At 63.2% G+C, this 23612-nt stretch carries 22 protein-coding genes; 12 read left to right on the top strand and 10 right to left on the bottom strand.

The genetic code is table 11. The features are described from left to right. A partial coding sequence (locus Q8K05_RS00090) for a phosphoenolpyruvate carboxykinase (GTP) (protein WP_305244518.1) occupies positions 1-1174 on the top strand: 1174 nt, incomplete at its 5' end. Positions 1175-1329: 155 nt separating this feature from the next. Here the strand turns inward: Q8K05_RS00090 and Q8K05_RS00095 are convergent. After that, entirely contained in the window at positions 1330-1755 is a 426-nt protein-coding gene (locus Q8K05_RS00095; RefSeq protein ID WP_305244519.1) for a hypothetical protein, read from the bottom strand. Between the two features lie 162 nt (positions 1756-1917). On the opposite strand from Q8K05_RS00095, the gene Q8K05_RS00100 reads away from it, so the two are divergent. Next, positions 1918-2874: a LysR family transcriptional regulator gene (locus tag Q8K05_RS00100; protein ID WP_305244520.1), complete on the top strand. Its 957-nt coding sequence runs from the start codon at positions 1918-1920 to the stop codon at positions 2872-2874. A gap of 190 nt (positions 2875-3064) precedes the next feature. Here Q8K05_RS00100 and Q8K05_RS00105 read toward each other — a convergent pair whose 3' ends face one another. Continuing rightward, a complete protein-coding gene (locus Q8K05_RS00105) occupies positions 3065-3535 on the bottom strand; it encodes a cupin domain-containing protein (RefSeq protein WP_305244521.1) in 471 nt (156 codons plus the stop codon). A gap of 263 nt (positions 3536-3798) precedes the next feature. Beyond that, a complete protein-coding gene (locus Q8K05_RS00110; protein ID WP_305244522.1) occupies positions 3799-4221 on the bottom strand; it encodes a VOC family protein in 423 nt (140 codons plus the stop codon). Between the two features lie 128 nt (positions 4222-4349). On the opposite strand from Q8K05_RS00110, the gene Q8K05_RS00115 reads away from it, so the two are divergent. Further along, positions 4350-5204, top strand: a complete 855-nt coding sequence (locus tag Q8K05_RS00115; RefSeq protein ID WP_305244523.1) for a metallophosphoesterase — start codon at positions 4350-4352, stop codon at positions 5202-5204. A gap of 194 nt (positions 5205-5398) precedes the next feature. Next, positions 5399-5821 (top strand): universal stress protein, encoded by a 423-nt coding sequence (locus Q8K05_RS00120; protein ID WP_305244524.1) that lies wholly within the window; start codon positions 5399-5401, stop codon positions 5819-5821. A gap of 62 nt (positions 5822-5883) precedes the next feature. Here Q8K05_RS00120 and Q8K05_RS00125 read toward each other — a convergent pair whose 3' ends face one another. The 4 genes from Q8K05_RS00125 to Q8K05_RS00140 form a co-directional block, all read right to left on the bottom strand. Beyond that, positions 5884-6456 (bottom strand): TetR/AcrR family transcriptional regulator, encoded by a 573-nt coding sequence (locus Q8K05_RS00125; protein ID WP_305244539.1) that lies wholly within the window; start codon positions 6454-6456, stop codon positions 5884-5886. A 221-nt stretch (positions 6457-6677) separates the two neighbouring features. Then, positions 6678-10772, bottom strand: a complete 4095-nt coding sequence (locus Q8K05_RS00130) for a PAS domain S-box protein (RefSeq protein WP_305244525.1) — start codon at positions 10770-10772, stop codon at positions 6678-6680. An 85-nt stretch (positions 10773-10857) separates the two neighbouring features. Further along, on the bottom strand, positions 10858-12120 hold the full coding sequence (locus tag Q8K05_RS00135) for an ABC transporter substrate-binding protein (RefSeq protein WP_305244526.1): 1263 nt from the start codon (positions 12118-12120) through the stop codon (positions 10858-10860). 76 nt (positions 12121-12196) lie between these two features. Next, positions 12197-13123: a LysR family transcriptional regulator ArgP gene (locus Q8K05_RS00140; RefSeq protein WP_305244527.1), complete on the bottom strand. Its 927-nt coding sequence runs from the start codon at positions 13121-13123 to the stop codon at positions 12197-12199. Positions 13124-13228: 105 nt separating this feature from the next. On the opposite strand from Q8K05_RS00140, the gene Q8K05_RS00145 reads away from it, so the two are divergent. Together Q8K05_RS00145 and Q8K05_RS00150 are read left to right on the top strand one after the other, a co-directional pair. Then, the gene (locus Q8K05_RS00145) at positions 13229-14569 is read left to right on the top strand and encodes a D-amino acid dehydrogenase (protein ID WP_305244528.1); all 1341 of its coding nucleotides are present in this window, start codon (positions 13229-13231) and stop codon (positions 14567-14569) included. Between the two features lie 280 nt (positions 14570-14849). After that, positions 14850-16475 (top strand): sodium:alanine symporter family protein, encoded by a 1626-nt coding sequence (locus Q8K05_RS00150; RefSeq protein WP_305244529.1) that lies wholly within the window; start codon positions 14850-14852, stop codon positions 16473-16475. On the opposite strand, the gene Q8K05_RS00155 is transcribed toward Q8K05_RS00150, so the two are convergent. Continuing rightward, positions 16466-16705, bottom strand: coding sequence for a hypothetical protein (locus Q8K05_RS00155; protein WP_305244530.1), 240 nt, complete (start codon positions 16703-16705; stop codon positions 16466-16468). The two genes, Q8K05_RS00150 and Q8K05_RS00155, sit on opposite strands and share 10 nt — an antisense overlap. Before the next feature lie 288 nt (positions 16706-16993). On the opposite strand from Q8K05_RS00155, the gene Q8K05_RS00160 reads away from it, so the two are divergent. The 3 genes from Q8K05_RS00160 to Q8K05_RS00170 are packed head-to-tail and all read left to right on the top strand — an operon-like array spanning position 16994 to position 19669. Beyond that, positions 16994-17437 carry a flavin reductase family protein gene (locus Q8K05_RS00160; protein WP_305244531.1) on the top strand — a complete coding sequence of 148 codons (444 nt, stop codon included), beginning with the start codon at positions 16994-16996 and terminating at the stop codon, positions 17435-17437. Then, complete coding sequence (locus Q8K05_RS00165) at positions 17434-18345, top strand: DMT family transporter (RefSeq protein ID WP_305244532.1); 912 nt, start codon at positions 17434-17436, stop codon at positions 18343-18345. The genes Q8K05_RS00160 and Q8K05_RS00165 overlap by 4 nt, the downstream gene beginning before the upstream one ends. 37 nt (positions 18346-18382) lie before the next feature. After that, positions 18383-19669 (top strand): solute carrier family 23 protein, encoded by a 1287-nt coding sequence (locus Q8K05_RS00170; protein WP_305244533.1) that lies wholly within the window; start codon positions 18383-18385, stop codon positions 19667-19669. A gap of 24 nt (positions 19670-19693) precedes the next feature. Here the strand turns inward: Q8K05_RS00170 and Q8K05_RS00175 are convergent, their stop codons facing one another. After that, positions 19694-20047, bottom strand: coding sequence for a hypothetical protein (locus tag Q8K05_RS00175; protein WP_305244534.1), 354 nt, complete (start codon positions 20045-20047; stop codon positions 19694-19696). A gap of 169 nt (positions 20048-20216) precedes the next feature. Here Q8K05_RS00175 and Q8K05_RS00180 point away from each other — a divergent pair, with 169 nt between their 5' ends. Further along, the gene (locus Q8K05_RS00180; protein WP_305244535.1) at positions 20217-20639 is read left to right on the top strand and encodes a hotdog fold thioesterase; all 423 of its coding nucleotides are present in this window, start codon (positions 20217-20219) and stop codon (positions 20637-20639) included. Positions 20640-21072: 433 nt separating this feature from the next. Here the strand turns inward: Q8K05_RS00180 and Q8K05_RS00185 are convergent, their stop codons facing one another. Then, positions 21073-22599 (bottom strand): S8 family peptidase, encoded by a 1527-nt coding sequence (locus tag Q8K05_RS00185; protein ID WP_305244536.1) that lies wholly within the window; start codon positions 22597-22599, stop codon positions 21073-21075. Positions 22600-23183: 584 nt separating this feature from the next. Between Q8K05_RS00185 and Q8K05_RS00190 the strand changes: the two genes are divergently transcribed. Together Q8K05_RS00190 and Q8K05_RS00195 are read left to right on the top strand one after the other, a co-directional pair. Then, on the top strand, positions 23184-23420 hold the full coding sequence (locus tag Q8K05_RS00190; RefSeq protein WP_305244537.1) for a hypothetical protein: 237 nt from the start codon (positions 23184-23186) through the stop codon (positions 23418-23420). Then, positions 23404-23612, top strand: a 209-nt coding sequence (locus Q8K05_RS00195) for a PaaI family thioesterase (protein ID WP_305244538.1), incomplete at its 3' end; no start/stop codon positions are given. The genes Q8K05_RS00190 and Q8K05_RS00195, both read left to right, overlap by 17 nt.

Here is a 23612-nt window from a genome sequence, read left to right on the forward strand (position 1 = left end):
ATGCTTTGCGCTGCGCATTGCCTCCAACATGGGCCGCGACGAGGGCTGGCTGGCCGAGCACATGCTGATCCTGGGCGTGACCAACCCCGAAGGCAAAAAATACCATGTGGCAGCAGCCTTCCCGTCGGCCTGCGGCAAGACCAACTTCTCGATGCTGGTGCCGCCCGCCGGTTTTGAGGGCTGGAGCGTCACCACGAATGGCGACGACATTGCCTGGATCAAGCCTGCTGCCGACGGCAAGCTCTACGCCATCAACCCGGAGGCCGGCTACTTTGGCGTGGCCCCTGGCACCAACCTGCTGACCAACCCGAACTGCATGCGCAGCCTGGACCGCGACACGATTTTCACCAATGTCGCGCTGACCGACGACGGCGACGTGTGGTGGGAAGGCATGGAGCATGACGCACCGGGCAAGGCGCTGCCAGATCACCTGATCGACTGGCAAGGCAATGACTGGACACCCCGGATTGCAAAAGAAACCGGCACCAAGGCGGCCCACCCCAACTCACGCTTTACCGTGGCGGCGACCAACAACCCGGCGCTCGACAGCGCCTGGGACGACCCGAAAGGCGTGGCGATTGACGCCTTCATCTTTGGCGGCCGCCGCTCGACCACGGTGCCGCTGGTGACCGAAGCACGCAACTGGGTCGAAGGCGTGTACATGGCCGCGACCATGGGAAGCGAGACCACGGCTGCCGCCACCGGCCAGGCCGGCGTGGTGCGCCGCGACCCGTTTGCCATGCTGCCGTTTGCCGGCTACAACATGAGCGACTACTTCCAGCACTGGCTGAACATGGGCGAAAAGCTCGCCGCCATGGACGCCACGCTGCCCAGGATCTACACCACCAACTGGTTCCGCAAGGGCGATGACGGCAAGTTTGTCTGGCCCGGTTACGGTGAAAACATGCGCGTACTGGCCTGGATGATTGACCGCATAGAAGGCAAGGGCCAAGGCGAAGACCATGTCACCGGTGTGAGCCCCAGCTACGAAGACCTGAACTGGACCGGCCTGGACTTCAGCGCCGAGCAGTTCGACACCGTGACCAGCATGGACAAAGCGGCCTGGCTGAAAGAGCTGGAACTTCACACCGAACTGTTCAAGCAGCTCGAACATAACCTGCCCAAAGAGCTGGGGGAGACCAAAGCCGCTATCGAGCGCCGTCTGGCGGCCTGACCGGCATCCGGAAAAGAGCAAAGGCACAGCGCATGACCTGCGCCGTGCCTTGTGCAGTGCGGGCTTAAGCGCCCGCACGCAAAAAAGCCAACCTGATCAGGTTGGCTTTTTTTATTCAGGTCAGCGGGCGCTGACGCTGGCGCGGCCTGCGCTGCTTATGCGCCGGTGTCGGCGCGTGTCATGGCCGCCTGCAGATCGCCCATGACGCGCGGGTCACTTTGGGCCATGGCCCACAGACGCTGGTCAGCGCGGGACTGGGCCAGGCTGCGTGACCAGGCATCAAGGCCGGCTTTGAGCCGCATGGCCAGGTTGCTGGCCGCGCCTGCCAAAAGCGCCAGCACCGCAAAAGCCGCTGCCCACATGGAAATCCAGATCACCATCAGGTGGCCTTCGGCGACGTTGTCCATCACTTGGTAGGCCACCACCATGACGGCCGCCGCCATGGCCGACAGCAGCAGGGTGGCCAGGCTGCGCGAGCCGGCCAGACCGTGGCCCAACTGGCGCACGGTGTCCAACGCCGACTCGGCACGGACAACGCCGGGGTGCTGCGTGGAATATTTGATATCGACGAAACTGGCCATGATGGACTCCCTCTATTGAACGGTCCCCGTCAACAAGATTGTCTGGGGTGCTTGAATCTTAGGGTAATCCCTGATGTTATTCAACTTTATATTCGTGATTAAATACATTCACATCCGTGATAACCTGAACCGCTCACCGTCTTGAACCGGCGCCAACTTCCCATGAATTCTCCCAATTTCCGTACGCTGGACCTGAACCTGCTCCGGGTTTTTGACGAGGTCATGGCCGAGCGCAGCCTGACGCGGGCGGCGCGCAACCTGTCGCTGACCCAGCCAGCCGTCAGCAACGCGCTGCGCCGCCTGCGCGACACCTTGGGCGACGAGCTGGTGCAGCGCAGCGGCCAGGGCATGGCGCCCACGCCGCGCGCCCTGGCGATCTGGCCGGCCGTTCGCGAGGCGCTGCAGCAGCTGCAGGCATCGCTGATTCCCAACGAGTTTGTGCCGCTCCAGGCCAAGGCCACGTTTGTGCTGGCCATGGCCGACGCCACGGCGGCCGAACTGATACCGGGACTGGTCGAGACGCTGGAGCACGAGGCACCCGGCGTTTCCATGCGGGTGGTGCCGCTCACCACGCGCGACCCGCGCAGGCTGCTGGACGAAGAAAGCTGCGACCTGGCGGTAGGCTATTTTCCAGCCTTGCTGGCCGACCTGACAGCCCGGGCCCAAAGCGGTGAGGCCCTGCCGTTTTTCTACCAGCGGCTGTACCATGGCGAATATGTCTGCGTGATGCGCAAGGGCCACCCGCTGGCCAGCGGCCCACTGACGCTGCAGCGCTTTTGCGACGCGCGCCACATGCTGGTGAGCTTTTCGGGCCGGGCGTTTGGTTTTATTGACGAGGCACTGGCCACACTGGGCAAAAAGCGCCACGTGGTGCTGACCGTCAACCAGTTTTTTACCGCAGGCCGGGTCGTTGCCAACTCCAACTTGCTGACGGTGCTGCCGCGCCACTTCGTGCGGGTGACCGGCATTGCCGAGCAACTGGAGTTGCGCCCCTTGCCCTTTGCGGTGTCGCCGGTGCATGTCGATGCCGTGTGGCACCGCCGGTCGCAGCAAAGCAGTGCCCACCTGTGGTTGCGCGAGACGCTCGCGCGCGCAGCCGACAAGGCGTTTGCAGCCTGAAATCCGGTTTTAAAACCTGTAACGGCAGTTGGATGCGCACGAGGCCGCGTCTCGCGCATGTCCTGGAGCCGCCGCATTCCCTCGTGGATACATCGGCTCGTTTGTCATCGTTCCTCCTGGCAGGACAGCAGCACCTCGCCCCAGCGCTCACGTTGAGGAGAGGTCCAGGCCAGCGCCAAGCGGGGATTGGCTATTTCTTCCTTGGATCGTCTGCCGGATTGATGTAGCTAATCCCCCAAGGCCCCATACCGTGGACCTGAACAATGGCCTCATCTTTATTCCAGCCAAAGTGAGGGGTCTTGGGCTGCATGATGGCGACACCGCCAGCGGACAGGGCCACTGTTTTGGAGTTGTCCAGTTTGTCTCCGGTTCCCAGGTTGAACGTGCCGGAGATCACCGTGACATGCTCGATCGCCGGATGCCAATGGGCGGCTATCTGGTAATTCGCCGGGAATTTCAGGCGAAAGGTAAACGGGACAGCTTCGCTGATCGGGCCTTCAAGTATGGAAATCTTCGCGCCTGGTGGCAGCGAAGGCACATCCATCCATTTCATCTCATCCGGCATCATCATCATGTGGCCACCTGACTGCGCCCAGACGGGAGGCGCTCCGAGGCCGGCAAGGACCAGGGTTGCATACAGTGCGGCAAGCGTGCTTCTCATGGGGAACCTCCTGCGAACTTTTTGGAGCCCGTGAAAGAAGATAAGCAAGGCGTCGGCTCCTCCACGCCCGTCCATCCTGACAGGGACAGCAAACGCTGGATGGCATGACCGCAGTTTGTCCGTTCCCGAATTCGGGATACAAGTAAATCACTGATGGCCCCGCTTGGCAATAACCAAATCTTTCATGTTGTCAGCATGTGTACCAGACCGGAATCCTGGTCCACGCCGAGGCGGGCGCAGACGGCGCGGCCAGCGCGTGCGGCCTATTCGGCCAGGTCGAACTGCGGGTTCCAGGCCACTTCCCACAGGTGATCGTCCGGGTCCTGAAAGTAGCCCGAGTAACCGCCCCAGAAGGCAGGTTGCGCCGGCTTGACGATCGTGGCGCCCGCCCGCCTGGCCTGCTCCATGACGGCATCGACCTCCTCCCGTGTGCCCACATTGTGGGCCAGCGCAAACCCCGGTGCACTTCGTTGAGACGGCGGCAGGCCGGTGTCATGCGCCAGGCTGTGACGTGGCCAGAGCGCCAGCTTGAGCCCCGCCTGCAGGTCAAAGAAGACGACAGCGCCATGCGCAAATTCTTCGCCCACAATGCCTTGCGTGACCAGCCCGAGGCCGTCGCGGTAAAAGGCCAACGATTTCTTGAGGTCGTCAACACCGAGGGTGATCAGGGTAATGCGTGGTTTCATGGGCGATTCTCCTGGGCTGTCTTGCGATGAAGGGCGCATCCACAAACGCCGACGCACCCGGCGGATGGGCGTCACAGGCAGCCATGGCCTATTGACGACGCCCTATTGTCTTCCCGCACAATCAAGCGGTGAACATCCAGCTTTTATCCGACCTGCACCTCGAGTCCCACCCGCACTTCATGCCCAAACCCCTGCCTGGCGCCGACCTGCTGGTGCTGGCCGGAGATATCGGGTCTTACCAGGACGGCTCGCTGCTCAGCAGTCTGGCCATCGACGACTTTGGCCTGGCGCGATTTTCTCCACTGCCGGTAGCATGCGGCGGCGCCGGCTGGCCGACGCCGGTGTTGTTTATCCCTGGCAACCACGAGTATGACGGGCTGGATTTTGACGCAACCCGGCTGCGGCTGCGCGAGGCCTGCGCGCGTCTGGGACTGGTCTGGCTGGAGCAGGAAACCGTGGTACTTGCCGGCGTGCGCTTCATGGGCAGCACCCTGTGGGCCGATTTTGATGCACTGAGTAGCGACAAGGCACGGGACGGCGGCGAGATCACGCTTGGCGAACAGCTGAAAGCGCGCGAAAAAGCCTTTCGTGCTGCCAATTTCTACCTGAAGAAAAACCACTCGTTTCGTCAGGGCCAGCCCCTGCTGGCCAACGAGGTGCGCGAAGAAGCCCTGAAAAGCCAGGCCTGGCTGCGGCAGGCGCTGGCCGTGCCGTTTGATGGCCCGACCGTGGCAGTCACGCATTTTGCGCCCAGCCTGCTGAGCGCCGATCCGCGCTACGGCTTGAGCCCAGGCACCGCCGGGTTTTGCAATTCGCTCGACGAATTGCTGCCGCTGGCCACGCTGTGGCTGCACGGCCATTTGCATTGCCCGGTCGACTACGTCAGGCACGGCTGCCGCGTGGTGGCCAACCCGCTGGGCTATGCGCGCAAAGGCGAGCAACTCGGTTTCAAACCCGATTTACTGATCAAAATCGGGTTCTAGCCCAACAAGCGCGGGCGTCAGCAGCTATTTAATAAATAGCATCCTTGCGGTCATCTCGGTCCCGAACCCGGCGTTGCAGGCGACGGCGCGTTCCCGCAGGGCGCTGCGCCGGACGCCTGCTTCTTTATTTTGATGTCCATCCAGTGCGGGCGGGGACTGCTGGATAAACTACAGCTTTACAAGAGTAGCCCCCCATGAAGATTCTTCTCGCCGTTGACGGCAGCAGTTACACCAAAAAGATGCTGGCCTACCTGGCCACGCATGACGAGCTGTTCAGCGTCAACCATGACTACACGGTGCTTACGGTCCAGCTGGCTTTGCCGCCGCGGGCACGCGCCGCCGTGGGCAAGGAAATCGTGGACAGCTATTACGCGGACGAAGCCGAAAAGGTCATCGCACCCGTGTCCAAGTTCCTGACGCGGCACGGCATCAATGCCAAGAGCCTCTTTAAGGTCGGATCTGTTGGCGACACCATCGCCAAGATGGCCGATGCGGGCAAGTTCGACCTGCTCGTGATGGGCTCGCACGGGCATGGCGCGCTGGGCAACCTCGTGATGGGCTCTGTGGCCACCCAGGTGCTGGCCAACAGCAAGGTGCCACTGCTGCTGGTTCGCTAAGCGCTGGCAAGGGCCGGTAATTGCTACTGATTCAATAGCCCCACAGGCCCTTTTGCAGAGGGCTAGCGGCTCACCAGCCCATCAAAACAGGTGCCCAGCACGAGCTCGACAATCTGCTCGTCGCTGTGCTGGCCCCCCATCTTGAGGAAATCCAGCACCGGGTCGCAGGCCCGGGCATACAGGGTGTAAAGCACCGCAATGGCCGGCAGCTTCGGGTTGAGCAGGCCCTGCGCCTGCGCCTGCTCGATCCACCCGCCAATCCGGTCGCTGGCCGCCATCAGCCCATCGAGATACGCCTTGTTGTTCATCAGCGTGGCACGCAGGCTGGAGTTCTGGCTGGGCAGCGAGGGCATTTCACCAGCCAGCTGCAGCTGCATCATCCAGCGCACCACCGCCTTGAGCTGGTCGAGCGGGTTGGCGTCGGGCAGGGTGGCCAGAAATGTACGGGCCCGGTCCAGCACCTGCACCATTGCCGCAGCCGCCAGCGCTTCCTTGCTCGAAAAATGTTTGTACAGGCTGGCCTTGGCGATCCCGACGTCGGCCGCGACCTGGTCCACGGTCATCAGGTCAAAGCCTTTTTCAGCCAGCAGGCGGCTGGCCGCCTGAACAATGGCGTCCTCCCTGGCCTTGAGCATCTGCGTTTTGAACGACACCCTGACTGGAGCGGCCTGGACGTCACGGGTTGCTGCAGTCAGGGGCTGGCGACGGCCCGCGCGGGGGGTGCTATTGAAGGACATGACGCCATTTTAGACAAAGGCCTGCCCTGTCAATCCAGAAAATGAACAAGCCTCGTCTTTTTTGACTCTATTGTGCAGTGCATTACCCGGCAGTTACGCCCCGCTGTTTGACGCCTTGTTTAAAGCGTCGCCGTGCCCAGCGTGAAGTAAAACGTGGCGCCGCACCCCGGTGCCGACACGCCCCAGATCTGGCCGCCGTGGCGCGCAATAATCCGCTGCACCGTCGCGAGGCCTATGCCGGTGCCGGCAAATTCAGCCTGCGAGTGCAAGCGCTGAAAGGCGCCGAACAGCTTTTCGGCGTGGGCCATGTCAAAGCCAGCCCCGTTGTCGCGCACAAAGTACAGCGTCTCGCCGGCGCTGCTGGTTTGGTGGCCAAACGCGATCTCGGTGCGGGCCTGGCCGGCGCTGAATTTCCAGGCGTTGCCCAGCAGGTTGTCCAGCACCTGCCGGAGCAGCCCGGGGTCGCCCTGCGCCTTCAGTCCGGCCTCGATCTGCAGCTGAACCCCCCGGCCCGGTTCGCGCTCCCGGTAGCTGCTGGCCAGGACCTGCGCCAGGGCGCTGAGGTCCACCGGCTCCCAGCGCAGGCTGGAGCGCGACACCTGCGCCAGCGTGAGCATGGCCTCGATCAGCTCGCCCATTTGCGCCGCACCGGCCCGTATGCGCGCCAGGTAATGGCGGCTGCGCTCGCTCAGCGGCTCGCTGTCGGGTTGGGCCAGGCTCTTTTCAAGCAGGCAGCCAAATCCGGCGATGGTGCTCAGCGGGCTGCGCAAGTCGTGGGAGACCGAGTAGGAAAAAGCCTCCAGCTGCTGGTTGGCAAACTGCAGCTGGGCGGTGCGCTGAAGCACCCGCTCTTCGAGACTGGCGTTGAGCTGCAGGATTTCTTCGCAGGCCCGCTTGCGCTCGCGGATGTCGGTGTTGATACACAGCACGCCATTGATACGGCCCTGCGCATCACGCACCAGCGTTGCCCGCGTCTCGACATACACGGTCGCGCCGTCGCGGGTGACCTGCTCCAGCTCCCCGGTCCAGTCGCCGCCGTTGGCGACGGCCTGCGCCATGGCCGCGATGAGCGCCTGGGAATTCGGGTACATGAACTCCTCCATGGTCCTGCCCAGCACCTCTTCGGCGGTCCAGCCGTACAGGCGCTCGGCGCCCTTGTTCCAAAAGCGCAGGGTTCTGTCGAGGTTGCGCACCATGATGGCGTCCTGCGCCCGGTCCAGCAGCGAGGCTTGTTCGATCACCTGGGCGACGGCCTGGCGCGCCACTTCTTCGCTGCGCTGGCGCTCCAGCCGGGTGCGCACACTGCCAATGCCAAACGCCAGGTTGTCGGCAAGCTCCTGCAGCAACCCGACTTCGTCGGGGGTGAACTGCTGAACCTCGCTGGCGTAGAGGCTCAAGACGCCAAAGCTGCGCTGGCCGTCGCGCAGCGGTAAGCCGATCGAGCTGCGGTAGCCGCGCGCAAGCGACGCGTCGCGCCAGAAAAAATCGTTGGCCAGGCTGATGTCGCTGCGCTGCTGGGGCTGGCCGCTGCGAATGGCCTGGCCCGCCGGGCCCCGGCCGGTGGGATGCTGCTCGTTCCAGCTGATCTCGATGGACGCGAGGTAGCCGCTTTCGTCACCGGCATGCGCCATGGGCTTGATGCTTTGCACCGCGTCGTCCTGCGCATAACCGACCCAGGCCATGCTGTAATTGCCCACCTCGACCGCCACGCGGCAGACCTCGGCCAGCAAGCGGGCTTCGTCATCGATCTGCTTGACGGCCATGCTGGAGCGGCTCAGCATCTGCAGCGCCCGGTTGGTGCTGGCCAGCGCCAGGCCGGCCAGCTTGCTCTCGGTGATATCGCGGGCCGTGCCGACCACGCGCTCAAGTGCACCGGCGGCGTTGAACACCGGGTAGGCGCATTCGCGTATCCAGCGCGTCTGGCCCGCTGCGGTAACAATGCGGTACTCGATATCAGACCGTTCGCCGGCATGATTGCGCAGATCGGCCTGTTTCAGCACAGGCTGGTCTTCGGCGACCACGCTGGCGCTGTACGACGCCGGGTTGGCATACAGGCTCTCACAGCTGCGCCCGCAAATTTTTTCATAGCCAGGGCTGATGTAAAGCACGCGGCCGGTGGCCGCATCGATGTTGTAAAACACGTCTTCGATGTTTTCCGCGAGTTCGCGAAAGCGCGCCTCGCTGCCGACCAGGGCCGCCTTGGCGCGGGCGCGCTCGAGCGCCAGCCGGGCCAGCCGGGTGGCCGTGGCGATCAGGGCCAGGTCACTGGGCTGCGGCTTGCCGGGCGCACGGCGGTAAATCGCGAACGTGGCCAGCACCTCGCCACCCGTGGCGATCACGGGGGTGGACCAGCAGGCCTGCAGCCCATGTGCCAGCAGCAATTCCCGGTAAGCCTGCATCAGCGGGTCCTGCGCGACGTCGTCCACCACCACTTGCGCCTTGCGGAATGCCGCGGTGCCGCAAGCCCCTGCGCCCTCGCCGATCTGCAGGCCGTCGACCGCCTGGTTGTAGCTGGGCGGCAAGCTGGGCGCGGCACCGCAGCGCAACTGCTGGCCCGCCAGCAGCAGGATGGAACACAGGCTGTCGGGCGCGCTCTTTTCCATCAGTCGCACAATCGCTTCGAGCGAGGGCGCCAGCGCTGCGCCGCCTGCAATCAGCGCCAGCACCTCCTCTTGCGCCGCCGCAAAACTTTCGGCGGCCTTGCGTCCGGTGATATCGCTGAACACCGACACACCACCAATCTGTTGCCGGCCTGCGTCAAGCAGCGGCCGCGCGCTGATGCTCAAGATACGGTCTTGGACGCCAGACCTGCGAAACAGCAATTCCCGGTTGTCACTGCTGACGCCACGCAGAGACTGCGTCAAGGGCCCTTCAGACCGTTCGAGGGTTCTGCCGTCCAGCGTCAGCAGGTCGTTGTCACGGCGGCAGTCATCGATCGACGCGCCGGTCTGGGACGCTGTAAAGAGCCTGCGGGCCGTGGCATTGACCAGCAACACACGGCCGGCGGTGTCGACGGCGGTCACGCCTTCGCTCATGCTGTTGAGGATCAGGTCCAGCATGGCGCGCTCTGCGTCCACACGGCTCAGCGCCGCGTCCCGTTCGTTCTGCCGCGTCTGAAGGGCTTCGGCCATGCGGTTAAAGGACCGGCCGATCTCACCGAGTTCACCGTGGAACAGGGGGCCGATCTTGACGCGCGCGCCCAGATTACCCTGCCCGACCTCGTTAGCCTCTTTTAGTATCGCCCTGGCAGGATTGACAATCAGGCGCCGACCCAGCCACCACGCGCAGGCCACGCCAAAAGCGCTCATGACCAGCAGCGCCAGCAAATCCCGGCCCAGCAAGGCACGCGGACCGGCCGTGATGAGGTCACGCGGCACGCTGATGGCCACAAACAGGCTGTCGCCTGCGGGGCCGCCCAGCGGCGCAAAGGCGTAAACCCGCGTCAGGCCAGCCTGGTCCATGGCCTCGCGCACGCCCGGCTGCCGGGCCTTCGCGGCCTCCAGCACCACGGCGTCCTGTTCCTGACTTCCCTGCAAGCCGTTCATGGAAGGGTGGATGGCCAGGATGGTGCCGCGCCGGTCGATCAGCCGGAGTTGCGCACCGTCAAGTACCTCGCTTTCGGCCATGGTGCGGGCTACTTCCACAATGTCTACGGCCGCAAACGCAACGCCGTTCAAAACGCCTTCGCTGCTCGTGACCGGCACACCGAAAGCGATACCGGGGCGCCCGCTGGAGCGCGACACCTCGAAGTCGCCGACCGCTATTTTCTGGCCGGCCATGACCTTTTTGAAAAAGGAACTATCCCCCAGGTCAATGCCGTCGCCGGAATTGCGCGCATCGCAGGAAATTTTTCCGTCCAGACCGACCACCCCCAGATTGGAATAGCCAGAATCCTGCGCCTGCAGATTCTGGAGGTACTGCACGCACAGGCGATTTCGCGTGTCCTTGATCGAAGGGCCGCTGGAAATATCCCCGAGCAACTGGGCCACCCGATCAAACAGGCGCTGCTGGTGCGCCGCTGCAAGCAGGGCTTCAGACTGCAGGCTGGCATGCGCCAGCGCCACGGCCGTTCGTTCGTTTTTTACGGCCGAACAGGCAAACAGGGCAAATACCGGCACCAGCGCAATCAGCACCAAGAACACCAGTCGTGAACGAAGTCCCAGCCAACTCGACATCCCCATCACCTTGTCTTTCTCACCGCGAAGCGATGTCATACCCCTACCGGTCTTCCGGCGCAGAGAAACGGGTGTGCTTGATAAGGGAGGTTAGTCCACAGCCTGCGGCACCAGCCGCCGGACCTTATTGCTTTCGCTGCACAAACAGATTGCGCTTGGCGTCTTCGGGGTAGGCAAAGGTGATGGCGCCGTTTTTCACCATGCCCATCACCAGCATGTTTTGCGTGAGGGCGTCCTTGTCCTGCGCGCTGAAAGGCCGTTCATAGGTAGCCACGACGCCGTAATAGGTGCGGCTGAGGTTTTCAAGGGCGGTTTTGATGGCCGGGCCGCTGAGCTTGCCGTCACGTATGCCAAACAGGGAATACACCAATAGATAAACGGCGTCATAGCCTTGCGCCGCCGCCATGGGCACCGGAATTTTCTTGACGTTGAACTTGCGCGCGTAGCTGGTCAGAAAAGAAGCCCGGCGCTCGTTGCTGGGTTCGGCAATAAACGTTTGCGCCATCAACGCGCCCTCGGCCGCTTCCTTGGCGCCATCGATGAAGAAAGGAAATGACAGCGGCCAGGCCCCGACCTGCGGCACGTTCCACTTCAGCGCCTGACGGCCGCGCGCAATCACGGCGTTCTCCGGGCCCACCGTGTAGCTGAACACCACGTTGGCGCCAGCCGCCTTGGCGGCCTTCAACTCTTCGCTGAGGTCTTTCACGCCCAGCCCAAAACGCGCCACGTAGACCGGCTTCTGCTTTTTCGCGGCCAGTGCGCTTTCCACATCCTTCAGACCCGCTTCACCGTAGCCGGTGGTGTCGGCAAATACCGCCACCTTGTTCCAGCCCCGCCTGAGAATGTCTTCCACCACAAACGGCGCCTGGATTGCGTCTTTGGCGGACGTGCGGAAGATGTAGCTTTCAGGACCCGGATACCTGGCTGTCAGCGGAGAACCGGTGGCGCACGGAATGATCAGCGGCAGCGTGTTGCGCTGAAACACCTCCAGCGATTTGTCGGCCACCCCGGTGTTGCAAAACCCGATGGTGGCAATGACTTTTTCGGCCACCAGTTCCTGCGAGCGCTGCAGCCCGACGGCGGGATTTCCCTCGTCGTCCTTGGGCACTATTTCGAGCTTGCGGCCCAGATAACCGCCGACCGCGTTGATCTCGTCGACGGCTTGCTGGATGCCGTTGCGCATGGGCACGCCGAAGTCCGCCGACGGGCCTGTAAAGGGGCCGATGATGCCAATCTTCAGGGTATTGCCGGCATCGGTCTGGCGTCCGGCCGCAGCACTCGCTGGCGCTGCGGGCGCCGGTTGTGCTTGGCCGGCCAACAAGAAACTGGACCCGACTGCAAAGACTGCAGTCGCGCCCCATCTTGCCAGGCACGGGGTTGTAAGCATGGGTTTATATCCTTTTTCACAGCAGTATAGACAGCCGCCTGCCTGGCAAAAATCAGACTTTCCCTATAACGCGCGGTCAGCCTGCAGCGCAGGACACCAGCGACTGCGCGGAAGACTGCTTCAGGGCCGCAGTCAGCGCGTCCAGCACTTCGGACGACAGGTTCCAGCAGTGCCAGTACAGCTGGATAGGCAAACTGCAGGCCGGCGCGACGTTGACCAGCAGCCCCTGGTCCAGCAAACCCTGGGCCAGCAGGCGCGGCACCACGCTGACGCCCCAGCCCGCCAGCACGGCACGCAGCTGGCCCTCCGACGAGGGAACAAACAGCTGGTTGAGCGTGACGCTCTTGAGCCCAAAGGCCTTGCTGACAAACTCGCTTTGCATGTCGTCCTTGCGGTTGAAGGCCACCAACGGAATAGCGCGAAAATTGTGGGCCGTCAGCAAGGGCGTGTCCAGCCGGTCCCGCGCAAACGCCGGCGTGGCCACAGCCACGTACTCCATGGCGCCCAGCGGCACTACTTTGCAGCCCCTCAAGGCCTGCTTGAGCGTGGTAACGCAGCCCAGCACCTGACCCTGGCGCAGCCATTCATGGGTGAAGTCCTGGTCGTCGGTGATGATTTCCATGGGCAGCCCCTGCTGCGCCAGTTCGGTCAGCGCCGGCAGGGCCCAGGTGGCAATGCTGTCGGCGTTGATGGCAATGGAAATGCGCCCTTCTTCGCGCGCACCGCGCAACGAACTCGGTGCCAGCTCTTTCAGGTCGCGTTCCAGATCGGCGCGCAACAGGCGCAGTATCTTGGTGTGCTTGAGCAGCAACTGACCGGCCGACGTGGCTTTGAGCGGCCGGCTGCGCACAATCAGCACCGTGCCGACCTGGGCCTCCAGTGCCCGCAGGCGCTGCGACACCGCCGACTGCGTGATGGACAGGCGCTGCGCCGCGCGCTCGAAGCCGCCCTCTTCCACAATGGCGGCCAGGCACTCGAGCGCATCGGGGTCAAAAGTACCCATTGAGGACCTCTTTGTATTAGCCGTTCTGATGTTTTCACTAACAGTTTAATTTTTCTGTTAATTGAAAGCAAGCTCCTGCACACTTGACGGTCAGGAAAGGTTTCTATGAACGTTGTTGTTTTGGGCGCAGGCATTATTGGGATCAGCACCGCCTGGCACTTGCTGGAGCGCGGCCACGAGGTCACGGTGGTGGACCGGCAGCCGGACGCAGCACTGGAAACCAGCTTTGGCAATGCGGCGCAGATTTCGGTCAGCTACTGCGAGCCGTGGGCCAACCGGGACGCGCCGCTCAAAGCGCTGAAGTGGATGTTTCGCAACGATGCGCCGCTGCTGTTTCGCCCCAAGCTGGACCCGCTGCAATGGCGCTGGTGCCTGCAGTTTCTGGCGCAATGCAACGACGCTGCGTTTGAGCGCAATGTGCAGCAGTTGGTGGCGTTGGGGGCCTACAGCCACACCGCGCTCAAGGCCGTGGTGCAGGCCACGGGCATTCAATACCACCGGCTGGAGCGCGGCATTGCGCACTACTACACCGACCAAAAAGCCTTTGATACGGCGGGCGACGCCGCCGCGCTGATGCGCAAATATGGCGTGGCACGCCGCGTGATCAGCACGGCCGAACTGCTGGAGATTGAGCCCGCCTTCACCTCGTTTTCCCACCGCATCGTGGGCGGCACCTACACCGCCAGCGACGAAAGCGGCGACGCCCGCATCTTCACGCAGGCGCTGGCGCAGCGCTGCGCCGAGCGCGGCGCCCGGTTTTTGTACGGCCACGACATCGTGCGCCTTGAAACCTCTGGTGGCGCTATTGAATCAATAGCTGTCCGCGCCTGCTCCATAAGCGCCAGCAGCCAAAATGGCACTGAACTGCGGCACCTGAAGCCGGACGCGGTAGTGATGGCCTGCGGCTCCTACACCGCGCCGCTGCTGCGCACCGTGGGCGTCGATCTGCCGATCTACCCGGGCAAGGGTTACAGCGCCACCTTCAAACTGCTCAAGCCGGGAAGTGCGCCTTACGTCAGCACCATTGACGACCAGGTCAAGTGCGCCATGAGCCGGCTCGGCGACCAGCTGCGCGTGGCGGGCACGATTGAAGTGGGCGGCTATGACTTGTCGCTCGATACGCCCTTGGCCAAGGCACGCTGCAACATGCTGGTCAAGCGCATTGAAGAGGTGCTGCCCGGTATCTGCGACACGCGGCTGGAAGAAGAAGGCGGCACGCCGCAGTTCTGGACCGGCCTGCGGCCCGCCACACCGACCAACATTCCCTTTATCGGCCAGACCAAAGTGCGCGGCCTGTGGGTCAACGCCGGCCATGGCACGCTGGGCTGGACCCATGGCGCGGGCTCGGGCAAAGCGCTGGCCGAACTGATCAACGGCGAGCAGCCTGCCATGAATTTCGGTTTTTACGGCATGGCAGCGCCGCGCCGCGCACAGCCCACCGCCTGAACCGGTTCCCTGCCCCCGGCAGGGTCCGGCAGCGCCAAAAGCTGCGGCACTGGCCGGCCAGTCGCCCTGCGCCCATCACCTCACGGTGGGCGCAGGTCTTGGCGCACGCCGCGTTCATACAGTAAGCGTGGGCTCACTTTCCATGAAACCCTGATGAAAACCCCCATGCATTTGGAGGAGGCAGCGGCGTCTGCTCAGTTAGACTGACTGTTCATAATCCGCCTTCGAGCGCTGGCCGCTCACCAGGCGGGCAGGGCTAGCCGGCAGATCCTGCAACCCCGTGAAAACCCCAAGAATCGAGGTCACCATGACGCCTGAAACACAGGAACCGTCAGGTCCACGCTGTCGCCCGCCGGGCTGCAATGCCCGCGCAGCGGCGCTGTTGGCCGCCGCTGCTGCCGTGTTTGCACACGCCAGCGCCCACGCGCAACAAGCGGCACCCACGCTGGACCAGCGCATCAGTGCCGCCGTGCAACCCTATTCCGACGCTGTGGCCGGGGTCATCTTTTATTCCGTGCCGGTGGCCGGCACCCGCTTTCCGCTCATCGTCGGCTGGCTGATTCTGGCCGCGCTGATTTTCACCTTCTACTTTCGCTTCATCCAGCTGCGCGGCTTTAGCCACGCCATCTCGGTGGTGCGCGGCCACTACTCCGACCCCAGCATGGCCGGTGAGGTCACGCCCTTCCAGGCCCTGACCACCGCTGTCTCGGGCACGGTCGGCCTGGGCAACATCGCCGGCGTGGCGGTCGCCGTGAGCCTTGGCGGCGCCGGGGCCACGTTCTGGATGATCCTGGCCGGCCTGCTCGGCATGGCCTCAAAGTTCACCGAAGTCACGCTGGGCGTGAAGTACCGCGAGGTGAATCAAGCGGCAGGCACCGTTTCGGGAGGCCCCATGCGCTACCTCTCGACCGGCCTGGCCGAACTGGGCTGGCCGCTGCTGGGGAAATTTCTGGCGGTGTTTTTCGCCGTCTGCTGCATTGGCGGCGCGATTGGCGGCGGCAACATGTTCCAGTCCAACCAGAGTTTCCAGCAAGTGCTGAGCGTCACCGGCGGCGAGGCCAGCTTTCTGGCGGGCAAGGGCTGGCTGTTTGGCCTGGTGATGGCCATTCTTGTGGGCCTGGTCATCATTGGCGGCATCAAGTCGATTGCCCGCGTGACCTCCAAGGTAGTGCCCTTCATGGCCCTGCTCTACGTGACCGTCGGGCTGATCGTGCTGTTCATTCACGCCGACCAGATCCTCTGGGCGCTCGGTCAGATCGTCAGCGGCGCCTTCTCGGCCGAAGGCGTGGCCGGCGGGGTCGTCGGCGCCCTGATCCAGGGCTTCAAGCGTGCAGCATTTTCCAACGAAGCCGGCGTCGGCTCGGCCGCCATCGCCCATTCGGCGGTGCAGACCGACCAGCCGGTGTCGCAGGGTTTTGCCGCCCTGCTCGAGCCCTTTATCGACACCGTGGTGATCTGCACCATGACCGCGCTGGTGATCATCATCACCGGCCATGTCGATGCCGGCGGCGTGACGGCGCTTGCGGGCGACGCGAGCGGCGTGAACCTGACCTCGGCCGCGTTTGGCAGCGCCGTGTCATGGTTCCCTTATGTGCTGGCGCTGGCTGTGGTGCTGTTTGCCTTCTCGACCATGATCACCTGGTCGTACTACGGCCTCAAGGCCTGGACCTACCTGCTGGGCGAGAGCTTTTTGTCGGAACTGGTGTTCAAGCTGATGTTCCTGGCATTTGTCGTGGTCGGCTCCAGCATGAGCCTGGAGCCCGTGATTGACTTTTCCGACGCCATGATTTTTGCCATGTCCCTGGCCAACGTTGTTGGCCTGTACTTCCTGATGCCGGTGGTCAAGCGCGAGTTGACCCACTACCTGGCCGGCTTACGCTCGGGGAAAATCCCGGTTCATACGTAAGGGCCAGCCGCGCCGGGCTTGAGCAGCGGCGGGTCAGCCAGCCTGATCCAGTGAAAGGCCAGGGCGGCCGAGGCCGGCTCGTCGCCATGGATGGCGCCCACCACCAGCACCCGCAGGCTGGCGTTGTCGGGTTTGGCGTCGCGCACCCAGATCACCTGCCCCTTGACCGAACGGGCGGTGCCGGGCCGCAACTGCGCAGACTCGCACAGCTGGCGGCTGACATTGGGCAATATGGCCTAAAAATCAGCGCAAGGCCCGGCCGAATGGGCGACTCCAGCGCTAAACACCAGCGCGAAGAAAAGAGCGTTGAAGTGGCGAAAAGGCATGCGGGCCAGTTTAGCCGTCCGTCTGACGGATTTTGCAGACCGGCCTGCGCCTGAAAAACAGGCGCGGCAAGTCCCGCGACAGGCGCATTCCACAGGCTTGAGTTAAATTAGCCGGCTATGTTGTCCCCAGCGTCCCATCACAAAGCCAGCAGCCCCAGTTTTTCCCCGCGGGAATTCCGTGCGTCCCTGGCGATGTTCGCCACCGGCGTCACGATCGTCACGGCACGCACGCCGGCCGGTGAGCTGGTGGGGCTGACCGCCAACTCCTTCAATTCAGTGTCGCTCAGTCCCCCGCTGGTGCTCTGGAGCCTGTCGCAGGCGGCCGGCTCCATGGCCGCGCTGAGCACGGGTTCGCACTACGCCATCAATATTCTGGCGGCCGACCAGAAAGCGCTGGCCGAGCGCTTTGCCAGCAAGCGCGAAGACCGCTGGACCGACGTGCTGTTCACCGAAGGCGCCAGCGGCTCGCCGCTGCTGGTCGGCGCCGCCGCCACCTTTGAATGCTTTAACCGCAGCCGCTATGAAGAAGGCGACCACGTCATCTTTGTGGGCGAGGTGGAGCGCTGCAGCCACCGCGCCGGTGCCGCGCCGCTGCTGTTTCACGGCGGCAAGTTCTACACCGAACACCCGTTGTGACAGCGCGCGTCGCCGCTGCGCGCAAATCCCACCTCGACACCCTCGCTGTTTCCCTGCTGCTGGGCTGCTGCCTGTTCTGGGGCTTTCAGCAGGTGCTGATCAAGGCCACGATGGGAGAAATGCCGCCGATGTTCCAGGCTTCGCTGCGGCTGGCGGGCGCGACCGCACTGCTGTGGATCTGGTGCCGGTGGCGCGGCATTGCGCTGTTTGGCCGCGACGGCTCGCTGCAGGCCGGTTTGCTGGCGGGCGCGCTGTTTGCCGGCGAATTCGCCCTGATTTACGGCGGACTGCAGTACACCACGGCCTCGCGCCTGACGGTTTTTTTATACACCTCGCCGTTTTGGGTCGCGCTGCTGGTGCCGCTGTGGGTCAAGTCCGAAAAGCTGCGCGGCCTGCAATGGCTCGGGCTGCTGGCCGCCTTTGTCGCGGTGGTGTTCGCCTTGCGCGAAGGATTTTCAGGCAACGCAGCCACCGTGCGCGGCGACCTGATGGGCCTGCTGGCCGGCCTGCTGTGGGGCCTCACCACGGTGGTGATCCGCGCCTCTGGCCTGAGCCGGGTGTCTGCCGAAAAGCTGCTTTTTTACCAGCTGGCCGTCAGCGCGCTGGCCTTGCCGGCGCTGTCTTTGGGCCTGGGTGAAGTCTGGGTCTGGCACTTCAGCGCGTTCGCGGTCAGCTCGCTGCTGATCCAGACCGTGATTGGCGCTTTTGCCAGCTACCTGGCCTGGATGTGGATGCTGGGGCGCTACCCGGCCACCCAGATTTCGGTGTTTGTGTTTTTCACGCCGCTGTTTGCGCTGCTGTTCGGCGCGCTGTGGCTGGGCGAACGCGTCACGCCGGGCCTGCTGGCCGCGCTGGCCACCGTGGCGGCAGGCATTGTGCTGGTCAACCGCCGGCCCGGCGTCGCTTAGCGCTTAATATTGCCGCACGTACAACAAGGAGAACCCAATGGGCATGCTCGACTGGACCAAAAAAAGCAACGCAGTGCTGCAACAAGGCGGCGTGATCGGACCTGACGAACGGCTGTCCTGGCCGCTCACCACCGTGATGGGCGTGCAGCATGTGATTGCCATGTTTGGCGCCACCGTGCTGGCGCCGCTGCTGATGGGGTTTGACCCCAACATCGCCATCCTGATGAGCGGCATTGGCACGCTGATCTTTTTTGTCATCACCGGCGGCAAGGTGCCCAGCTACCTGGGCTCGAGCTTTGCGTTCATTGGTGTGGTGATTGCCGCCAGCGGCTACGCGGGCCAGGGGCCCAACCCCAATATCGGTGTGGCGCTGGGCGGCATTATTGCCTGCGGGCTGGCCTACACCCTGATGGGCGCCGTCGTGCAGGCGCTGGGCACCGGCTGGATAGAGCGCCTGATGCCGCCCGTGGTCACAGGCGCGGTGGTTGCAGTGATCGGCCTGAACCTGGCCAGCATTCCTGTCAAGAACATGGCGGCCAGCAACTTTGACTCGTGGATGCAGGCGCTCACTTTTGTCAGCGTGGCCCTGGTCGCCGTGATGACGCGCGGCATGCTGCAGCGCCTGCTGATTCTGGTCGGCCTGGTCGTGGCGACCGTGATGTATGCCGTGCTTACCAACGGGCTGGGGCTGGGCAAGCCGGTGGACCTCTCGGGCATCGCCAACGCCGCGTGGATTGGCTTACCCGGCTTTGCGGCGCCGGTGTTCAGCGCCAACGCCATGCTGCTGATCGCGCCGGTGGCCATCATCCTGATGGCTGAGAACCTGGGCCACATCAAGGCGGTGACGGCCATGACCGGCAAAAACCTCGACGTCTACATGGGCCGCGCCTTCATGGGCGACGGCATTGCCACCATGGTGTCGGGCAGCGTCGGCGGCACCGGTGTGACCACCTACGCAGAAAACATCGGCGTCATGGCCGCGACCAAGATTTACTCGACTGCCGTGTTTGTGGTGGCGGCCCTGATGGCCATCGTGCTGGGGTTCAGCCCCAAGTTCGGCGCGTTGATTCAGGCGATTCCGCTGCCCGTGATGGGCGGCGTCAGCATTGTGGTGTTTGGCCTGATTGCCGTGGCCGGCGCCAAGATCTGGGTCGACAACAAGGTGGATTTCTCGGACAACAAAAACCTGCTGGTGGCGGCCATCACGCTGGTGCTGGGCACCGGCGATTTCACCCTGAAGTTTGGCCAGTTCGCACTGGGCGGCATAGGCACCGCCACCTTTGGCGCCATCTTGCTGTACGCACTGCTCAGGCGCGGCAAGTAGCGCGGCGAACGTCAGGCCCGGGCCTCAGTCGGCGGGGCGCGGGTCCTGGGATTGGGCCTGGGCCAGGGCAGCTTTGGTCGCGGCCAGTTCGCGCTCCAGGTCGGCGCGGTCGGCAATTTCCTGCGCCAGCGCCTCGTTGACCTGCGCCAAGTTCTCGGCGGACTCCTGAATCCTGCTTTCGAGCTCGTCGCCTTTTTGCAGCGCCTGGGCCACTTCATCGGTCTGGACATGGCCGGGAATCTTGTGCTTGAGCACCGTGTTGATTACAAGCAACTCGTCCGCCGAATTTTCAACGGCGTCCTTGACGCTCTCGTTCTGATCAAGCGCCTGCTCAAGTGGCGTGGGCGCGGAAGAAGAAGAAGACGGGTGTTGGGACATGGTTCAGGGCCTTGAATATGAGCTGGTCGAGTGCCGCAGGGGGCGCAAAAAAAGATGCCCCGCAAACTGCGAACATACTATAACGCGGGCCAGGTTCCACGCCGTTAGCAAGTGTCACCGCCGGCCCGCCTTCGCCTTACAGTCGAGCATTTACCTCCATGGAGTCGTCATGCGCATCTGGAAACAAGCCATCTCCGTCGAACTGCTCACCGCGTCCAGCGCCAACACCGCCGTCACCCATCTGGGCATTGAGTTCCTGGAAGTCGGCGATGATTTCATTCGCGCCCGCGTGCCAGTGGATCACCGCACGGTCCAGCCCTACGGCCTGCTGCACGGCGGCGTGTCGGTCGTGCTGGCCGAAACGCTGGGGTCTTGCGGCGCGGCCTATGCGGCCCCCGCAGGCCACCGCGCTGTCGGGCTCGACATCAACGCCAACCACCTCAAGGGCGTCACCAGCGGCTGGGTCACCGGCATCACGCGCCCCGTGCACATAGGCCGCAGCACCCAGGTCTGGCAGATCGAACTGACCAACGAAGCAGGTGAGCTGACCTGCGTGTCGCGCATCACGATGGCGGTGCTGGCGCCGAAATAGCAGTCAAATCGTGCTATCGCCCTTGTCGGACAGTCGCAAGTAGCTATAAACCGAGAAACGGCAGTTGACCGCTTGATTGGTTTGGTAAACCCGCATGAAATCGAGCTTTTTTGCCTTCGATCACGTCCACCTTTTGGGCGAGAGCGCTACGCACCCGATGGCACTGCGCTTGCCGTTCCATACGGCGTTACTCCGCCTTGCGGACAGTAGCCCGCAGCATTGCCCGGCCTTGTCTGGCTCTCCAACCGGGAAGCACAAGCAGTCGTGCCGGGCTTGTACGCGGCGCGCCCGCACGGGCATGCATCGCGCACGCCAAAGCCCCAGAAATTTGGCCAGGCTGAAGAATGATTGTGTTCCGCACAATAGGTCAGCGCGTCAACGTTTGCTCGCGCCACCGCCCCTATTCCAAGCCGAGGCGTTGGCGCCAACCTGTTCAGGGCTGCACGATAGTGATCTGGGATGCCGAGTTCTGGCTGGAATCGTAGCTCAGGTTACTGCCCGAAACACCCGTCACCGTCATCTCCGTTGAGCCTGTGTGCTTATTGATTCTGGCGCTGCTCATGGTGCAACTGCTGGTGCTGTCGGTAACGCAGCTGGCTGTACCGCCTGGCGAGAAGCGGCCCTGGACGGTGGCATTCGCCACGATTGCGCTGGTATTGTTAATGTCCCGAAGCGTCACGGTGGCATAGGCGCGCCAGCCGTTGACGAGCTTGGTGGCGCCCCCAGTGAGGGACTTGACAGCAACGACCTGTATCACCGGCTCTGTTGGCGCACCCGGCGCCAGCGAATACACCAGCAGGTTCGGTGACCCGGTTCCGATGGAACTGAGCCGGTTGGTCGTGGCATGGGTGGTCAGGAAGGAAGCCACCGCCGCAGGCGATGCTGCCGAGTTAGCTGCCAGCGCCAGCACGGCGACCCCGGTGACATGAGGCGTTGCCATGGAGGTGCCGCTGATCGTATTGCTTGCGGTGTCGCTGGTGTTCCAGGCAGAGGTGATGCTGCTTCCCGGCGCAAAAATGTCCAGGCACGAACCGTAGTTGGAATACGAGGCGCGCGCATCGCTGCTGGTCGTCGCGCCCACCGTGATGGCGCTGGGCTCTCCGGCCGGGGAGTACTTGCAGGCGTTGTCGTTGCTGTTGCCGGCCGCCACCACCATGGTGACGCCCTTGCTCACGGCGCCCGCCACCGCAGCGTTCACGGACGTGGATGCGCCGCCACCGAGCGACATGTTGGCCGCAGCAGGCCGCAACGCGCTGCCGGCCACCCAGTCGATACCGGCAATCACGCCACTCCAGGTGCCTGAACCCTTGCAATTGAGCACGCGCACGGGAATCAGCGAGACCTCCTTGGCCACGCCCCAGGTGGTTCCGCCTACCGTGCCGGTAACGTGCGTGCCATGGCCGTTGCAGTCGTTGGTGCCGTTGCCGTCGGCCACCGAGGTGAAGCCAGTCAACAGGCGGCCGGTGAATTCGACATGATCAGGCCGGATACCGGTGTCGATGATAAAGGCGTGCACGCCCGCGCCGGTGTAGTTGAAGTGGTACTGGGTGTCCAGTGGACGGTCCGCCTGGTCGATGCGGTCCAGGCCCCAAGTGGCTTGATCTTGCACCTGGTTGAGCGAGACGGTCTGGTCCTGCTCGATGTAATCCACCAGGGGGTTGTTGCGGATGCCTTGCAGCGCCGCATCCGGAAGGGTGGCCGCAAAGCCCTTGAGCGCATGCGCGTAGGTATGGTCTACCTGCCCGCCAATCCCGCGCATGATATTCGCAGCCTCCGCGGCGGGATTGCTCACGCTGCTCTTGAACACCACGATGTAGCGCCCCGGAATCGCTTTGGACTGAGAAAACGGATGGGTTGCCGGGGGATCGATCGTCTGGGCAAGTGCCGCCGGAGCACACAAGGCGACGGCCGCCGCGTACAGGCTGAACGCAAGTACGCCCAAGTTGTAGGATTTTTTCATGATTGCTCCAGAAAGTGATCAGGATATTTCATCGGCGGTCAATCAAGACACGGTCTGAAAAACGCTCGCCACGTGTCCTTGCGGCGGTGTGATCTTGCCCGGGAAAAGATACCCCATTACTGTTAATTAAATGCAGAGCTTTGAGATTGCGAATTGAGAAATATCAAAGACAGACAAGTTCGGGGTAAGTACACCCGAGGAGCCTGTCGGGCTTAAAGAATCGAAGTGAAAATTCGGCTGGGCGAGGACAGATTTTGTCGATTTTGCAGGTCAATAGTCATTCTATTGATCAAAAAAGTGGCGAAATATGGACCGTCCAGGCGGATTTGCAGCCGATTTCCTTTAAGTCCGACAGGCCCCTACAGTTCAAGCTGGAGGCGCGCGGCTGAATAGCAAAGGGATCGCAGGGTCAGACCACTACGCATTGAATACGCTGGTGCGGTGTACCAGCGTGACATCCAGCTGGCCCCCGGCAAAAGCGCTACCCAGGCTGCCACCAAGTACGCGGAATTTGTAGCGCAAGGCCGGGGTACTTGTTTTGTTCCGGCTCGTCCGGCTTAGGCAATGATGCTTTCATTGCGCGTATGCACAAGCACGCAGGTCTGGATGGTATCCATCCAGCCGCCACTGCACGCGGCCACAAAGCCAACGTGAGCAAAATTCTCACAAGCGCGCCCACGCACGACAGCGATCTGAAGCAATACGCCGACAAGAAATTCACCAACAAAAACCAGCACAGCCAAACCGCCATAGCATTGGCCTTTGACGTATCGAGCTCGACAGTAAGCCGGGTTGTGATGGGGTATGGAAAAGATATTTGAAATATGGGAAGTGGGAGACCTGACCCCTGACCCGCAGCCCTACGGCCTGCTGCACGGCGGCGTGTCGGTGGTGCTGGCCGAAACGCTGGGGTCTTGCGGCGCGGCCTATGCGGCCCCCGCAGGCCACCGCGCTGTCGGGCTCGACATCAACGCCAACCACCTCAAGGGCGTCACCAGCGGCTGGGTCTCCGG

Origin of the sequence: Polaromonas sp., from assembly GCF_030682935.1 — a bacterium.
In the GTDB taxonomy this organism is placed as follows: Bacteria; Pseudomonadota; Gammaproteobacteria; order Burkholderiales; family Burkholderiaceae_C; genus Polaromonas.

Coding starts and splice junctions, on each gene's coding strand:
- Q8K05_RS00095 (WP_305244519.1), bottom strand. CDS start 1,755: ATGGCCAGTTTCGTCGATATCAAATATTCCACGCAGCACCCCGGCGTT.
- Q8K05_RS00100 (WP_305244520.1), top strand. CDS start 1,918: ATGAATTCTCCCAATTTCCGTACGCTGGACCTGAACCTGCTCCGGGTT.
- Q8K05_RS00105 (WP_305244521.1), bottom strand. CDS start 3,535: ATGAGAAGCACGCTTGCCGCACTGTATGCAACCCTGGTCCTTGCCGGC.
- Q8K05_RS00110 (WP_305244522.1), bottom strand. CDS start 4,221: ATGAAACCACGCATTACCCTGATCACCCTCGGTGTTGACGACCTCAAG.
- Q8K05_RS00120 (WP_305244524.1), top strand. CDS start 5,399: ATGAAGATTCTTCTCGCCGTTGACGGCAGCAGTTACACCAAAAAGATG.
- Q8K05_RS00125 (WP_305244539.1), bottom strand. CDS start 6,456: ATGCTCAAGGCCAGGGAGGACGCCATTGTTCAGGCGGCCAGCCGCCTG.
- Q8K05_RS00130 (WP_305244525.1), bottom strand. CDS start 10,772: ATGACATCGCTTCGCGGTGAGAAAGACAAGGTGATGGGGATGTCGAGT.
- Q8K05_RS00135 (WP_305244526.1), bottom strand. CDS start 12,120: ATGCTTACAACCCCGTGCCTGGCAAGATGGGGCGCGACTGCAGTCTTT.
- Q8K05_RS00140 (WP_305244527.1), bottom strand. CDS start 13,123: ATGGGTACTTTTGACCCCGATGCGCTCGAGTGCCTGGCCGCCATTGTG.
- Q8K05_RS00145 (WP_305244528.1), top strand. CDS start 13,229: ATGAACGTTGTTGTTTTGGGCGCAGGCATTATTGGGATCAGCACCGCC.
- Q8K05_RS00160 (WP_305244531.1), top strand. CDS start 16,994: ATGTTCGCCACCGGCGTCACGATCGTCACGGCACGCACGCCGGCCGGT.
- Q8K05_RS00170 (WP_305244533.1), top strand. CDS start 18,383: ATGGGCATGCTCGACTGGACCAAAAAAAGCAACGCAGTGCTGCAACAA.
- Q8K05_RS00175 (WP_305244534.1), bottom strand. CDS start 20,047: ATGTCCCAACACCCGTCTTCTTCTTCTTCCGCGCCCACGCCACTTGAG.
- Q8K05_RS00180 (WP_305244535.1), top strand. CDS start 20,217: ATGCGCATCTGGAAACAAGCCATCTCCGTCGAACTGCTCACCGCGTCC.
- Q8K05_RS00185 (WP_305244536.1), bottom strand. CDS start 22,599: ATGAAAAAATCCTACAACTTGGGCGTACTTGCGTTCAGCCTGTACGCG.
- Q8K05_RS00190 (WP_305244537.1), top strand. CDS start 23,184: ATGCACAAGCACGCAGGTCTGGATGGTATCCATCCAGCCGCCACTGCA.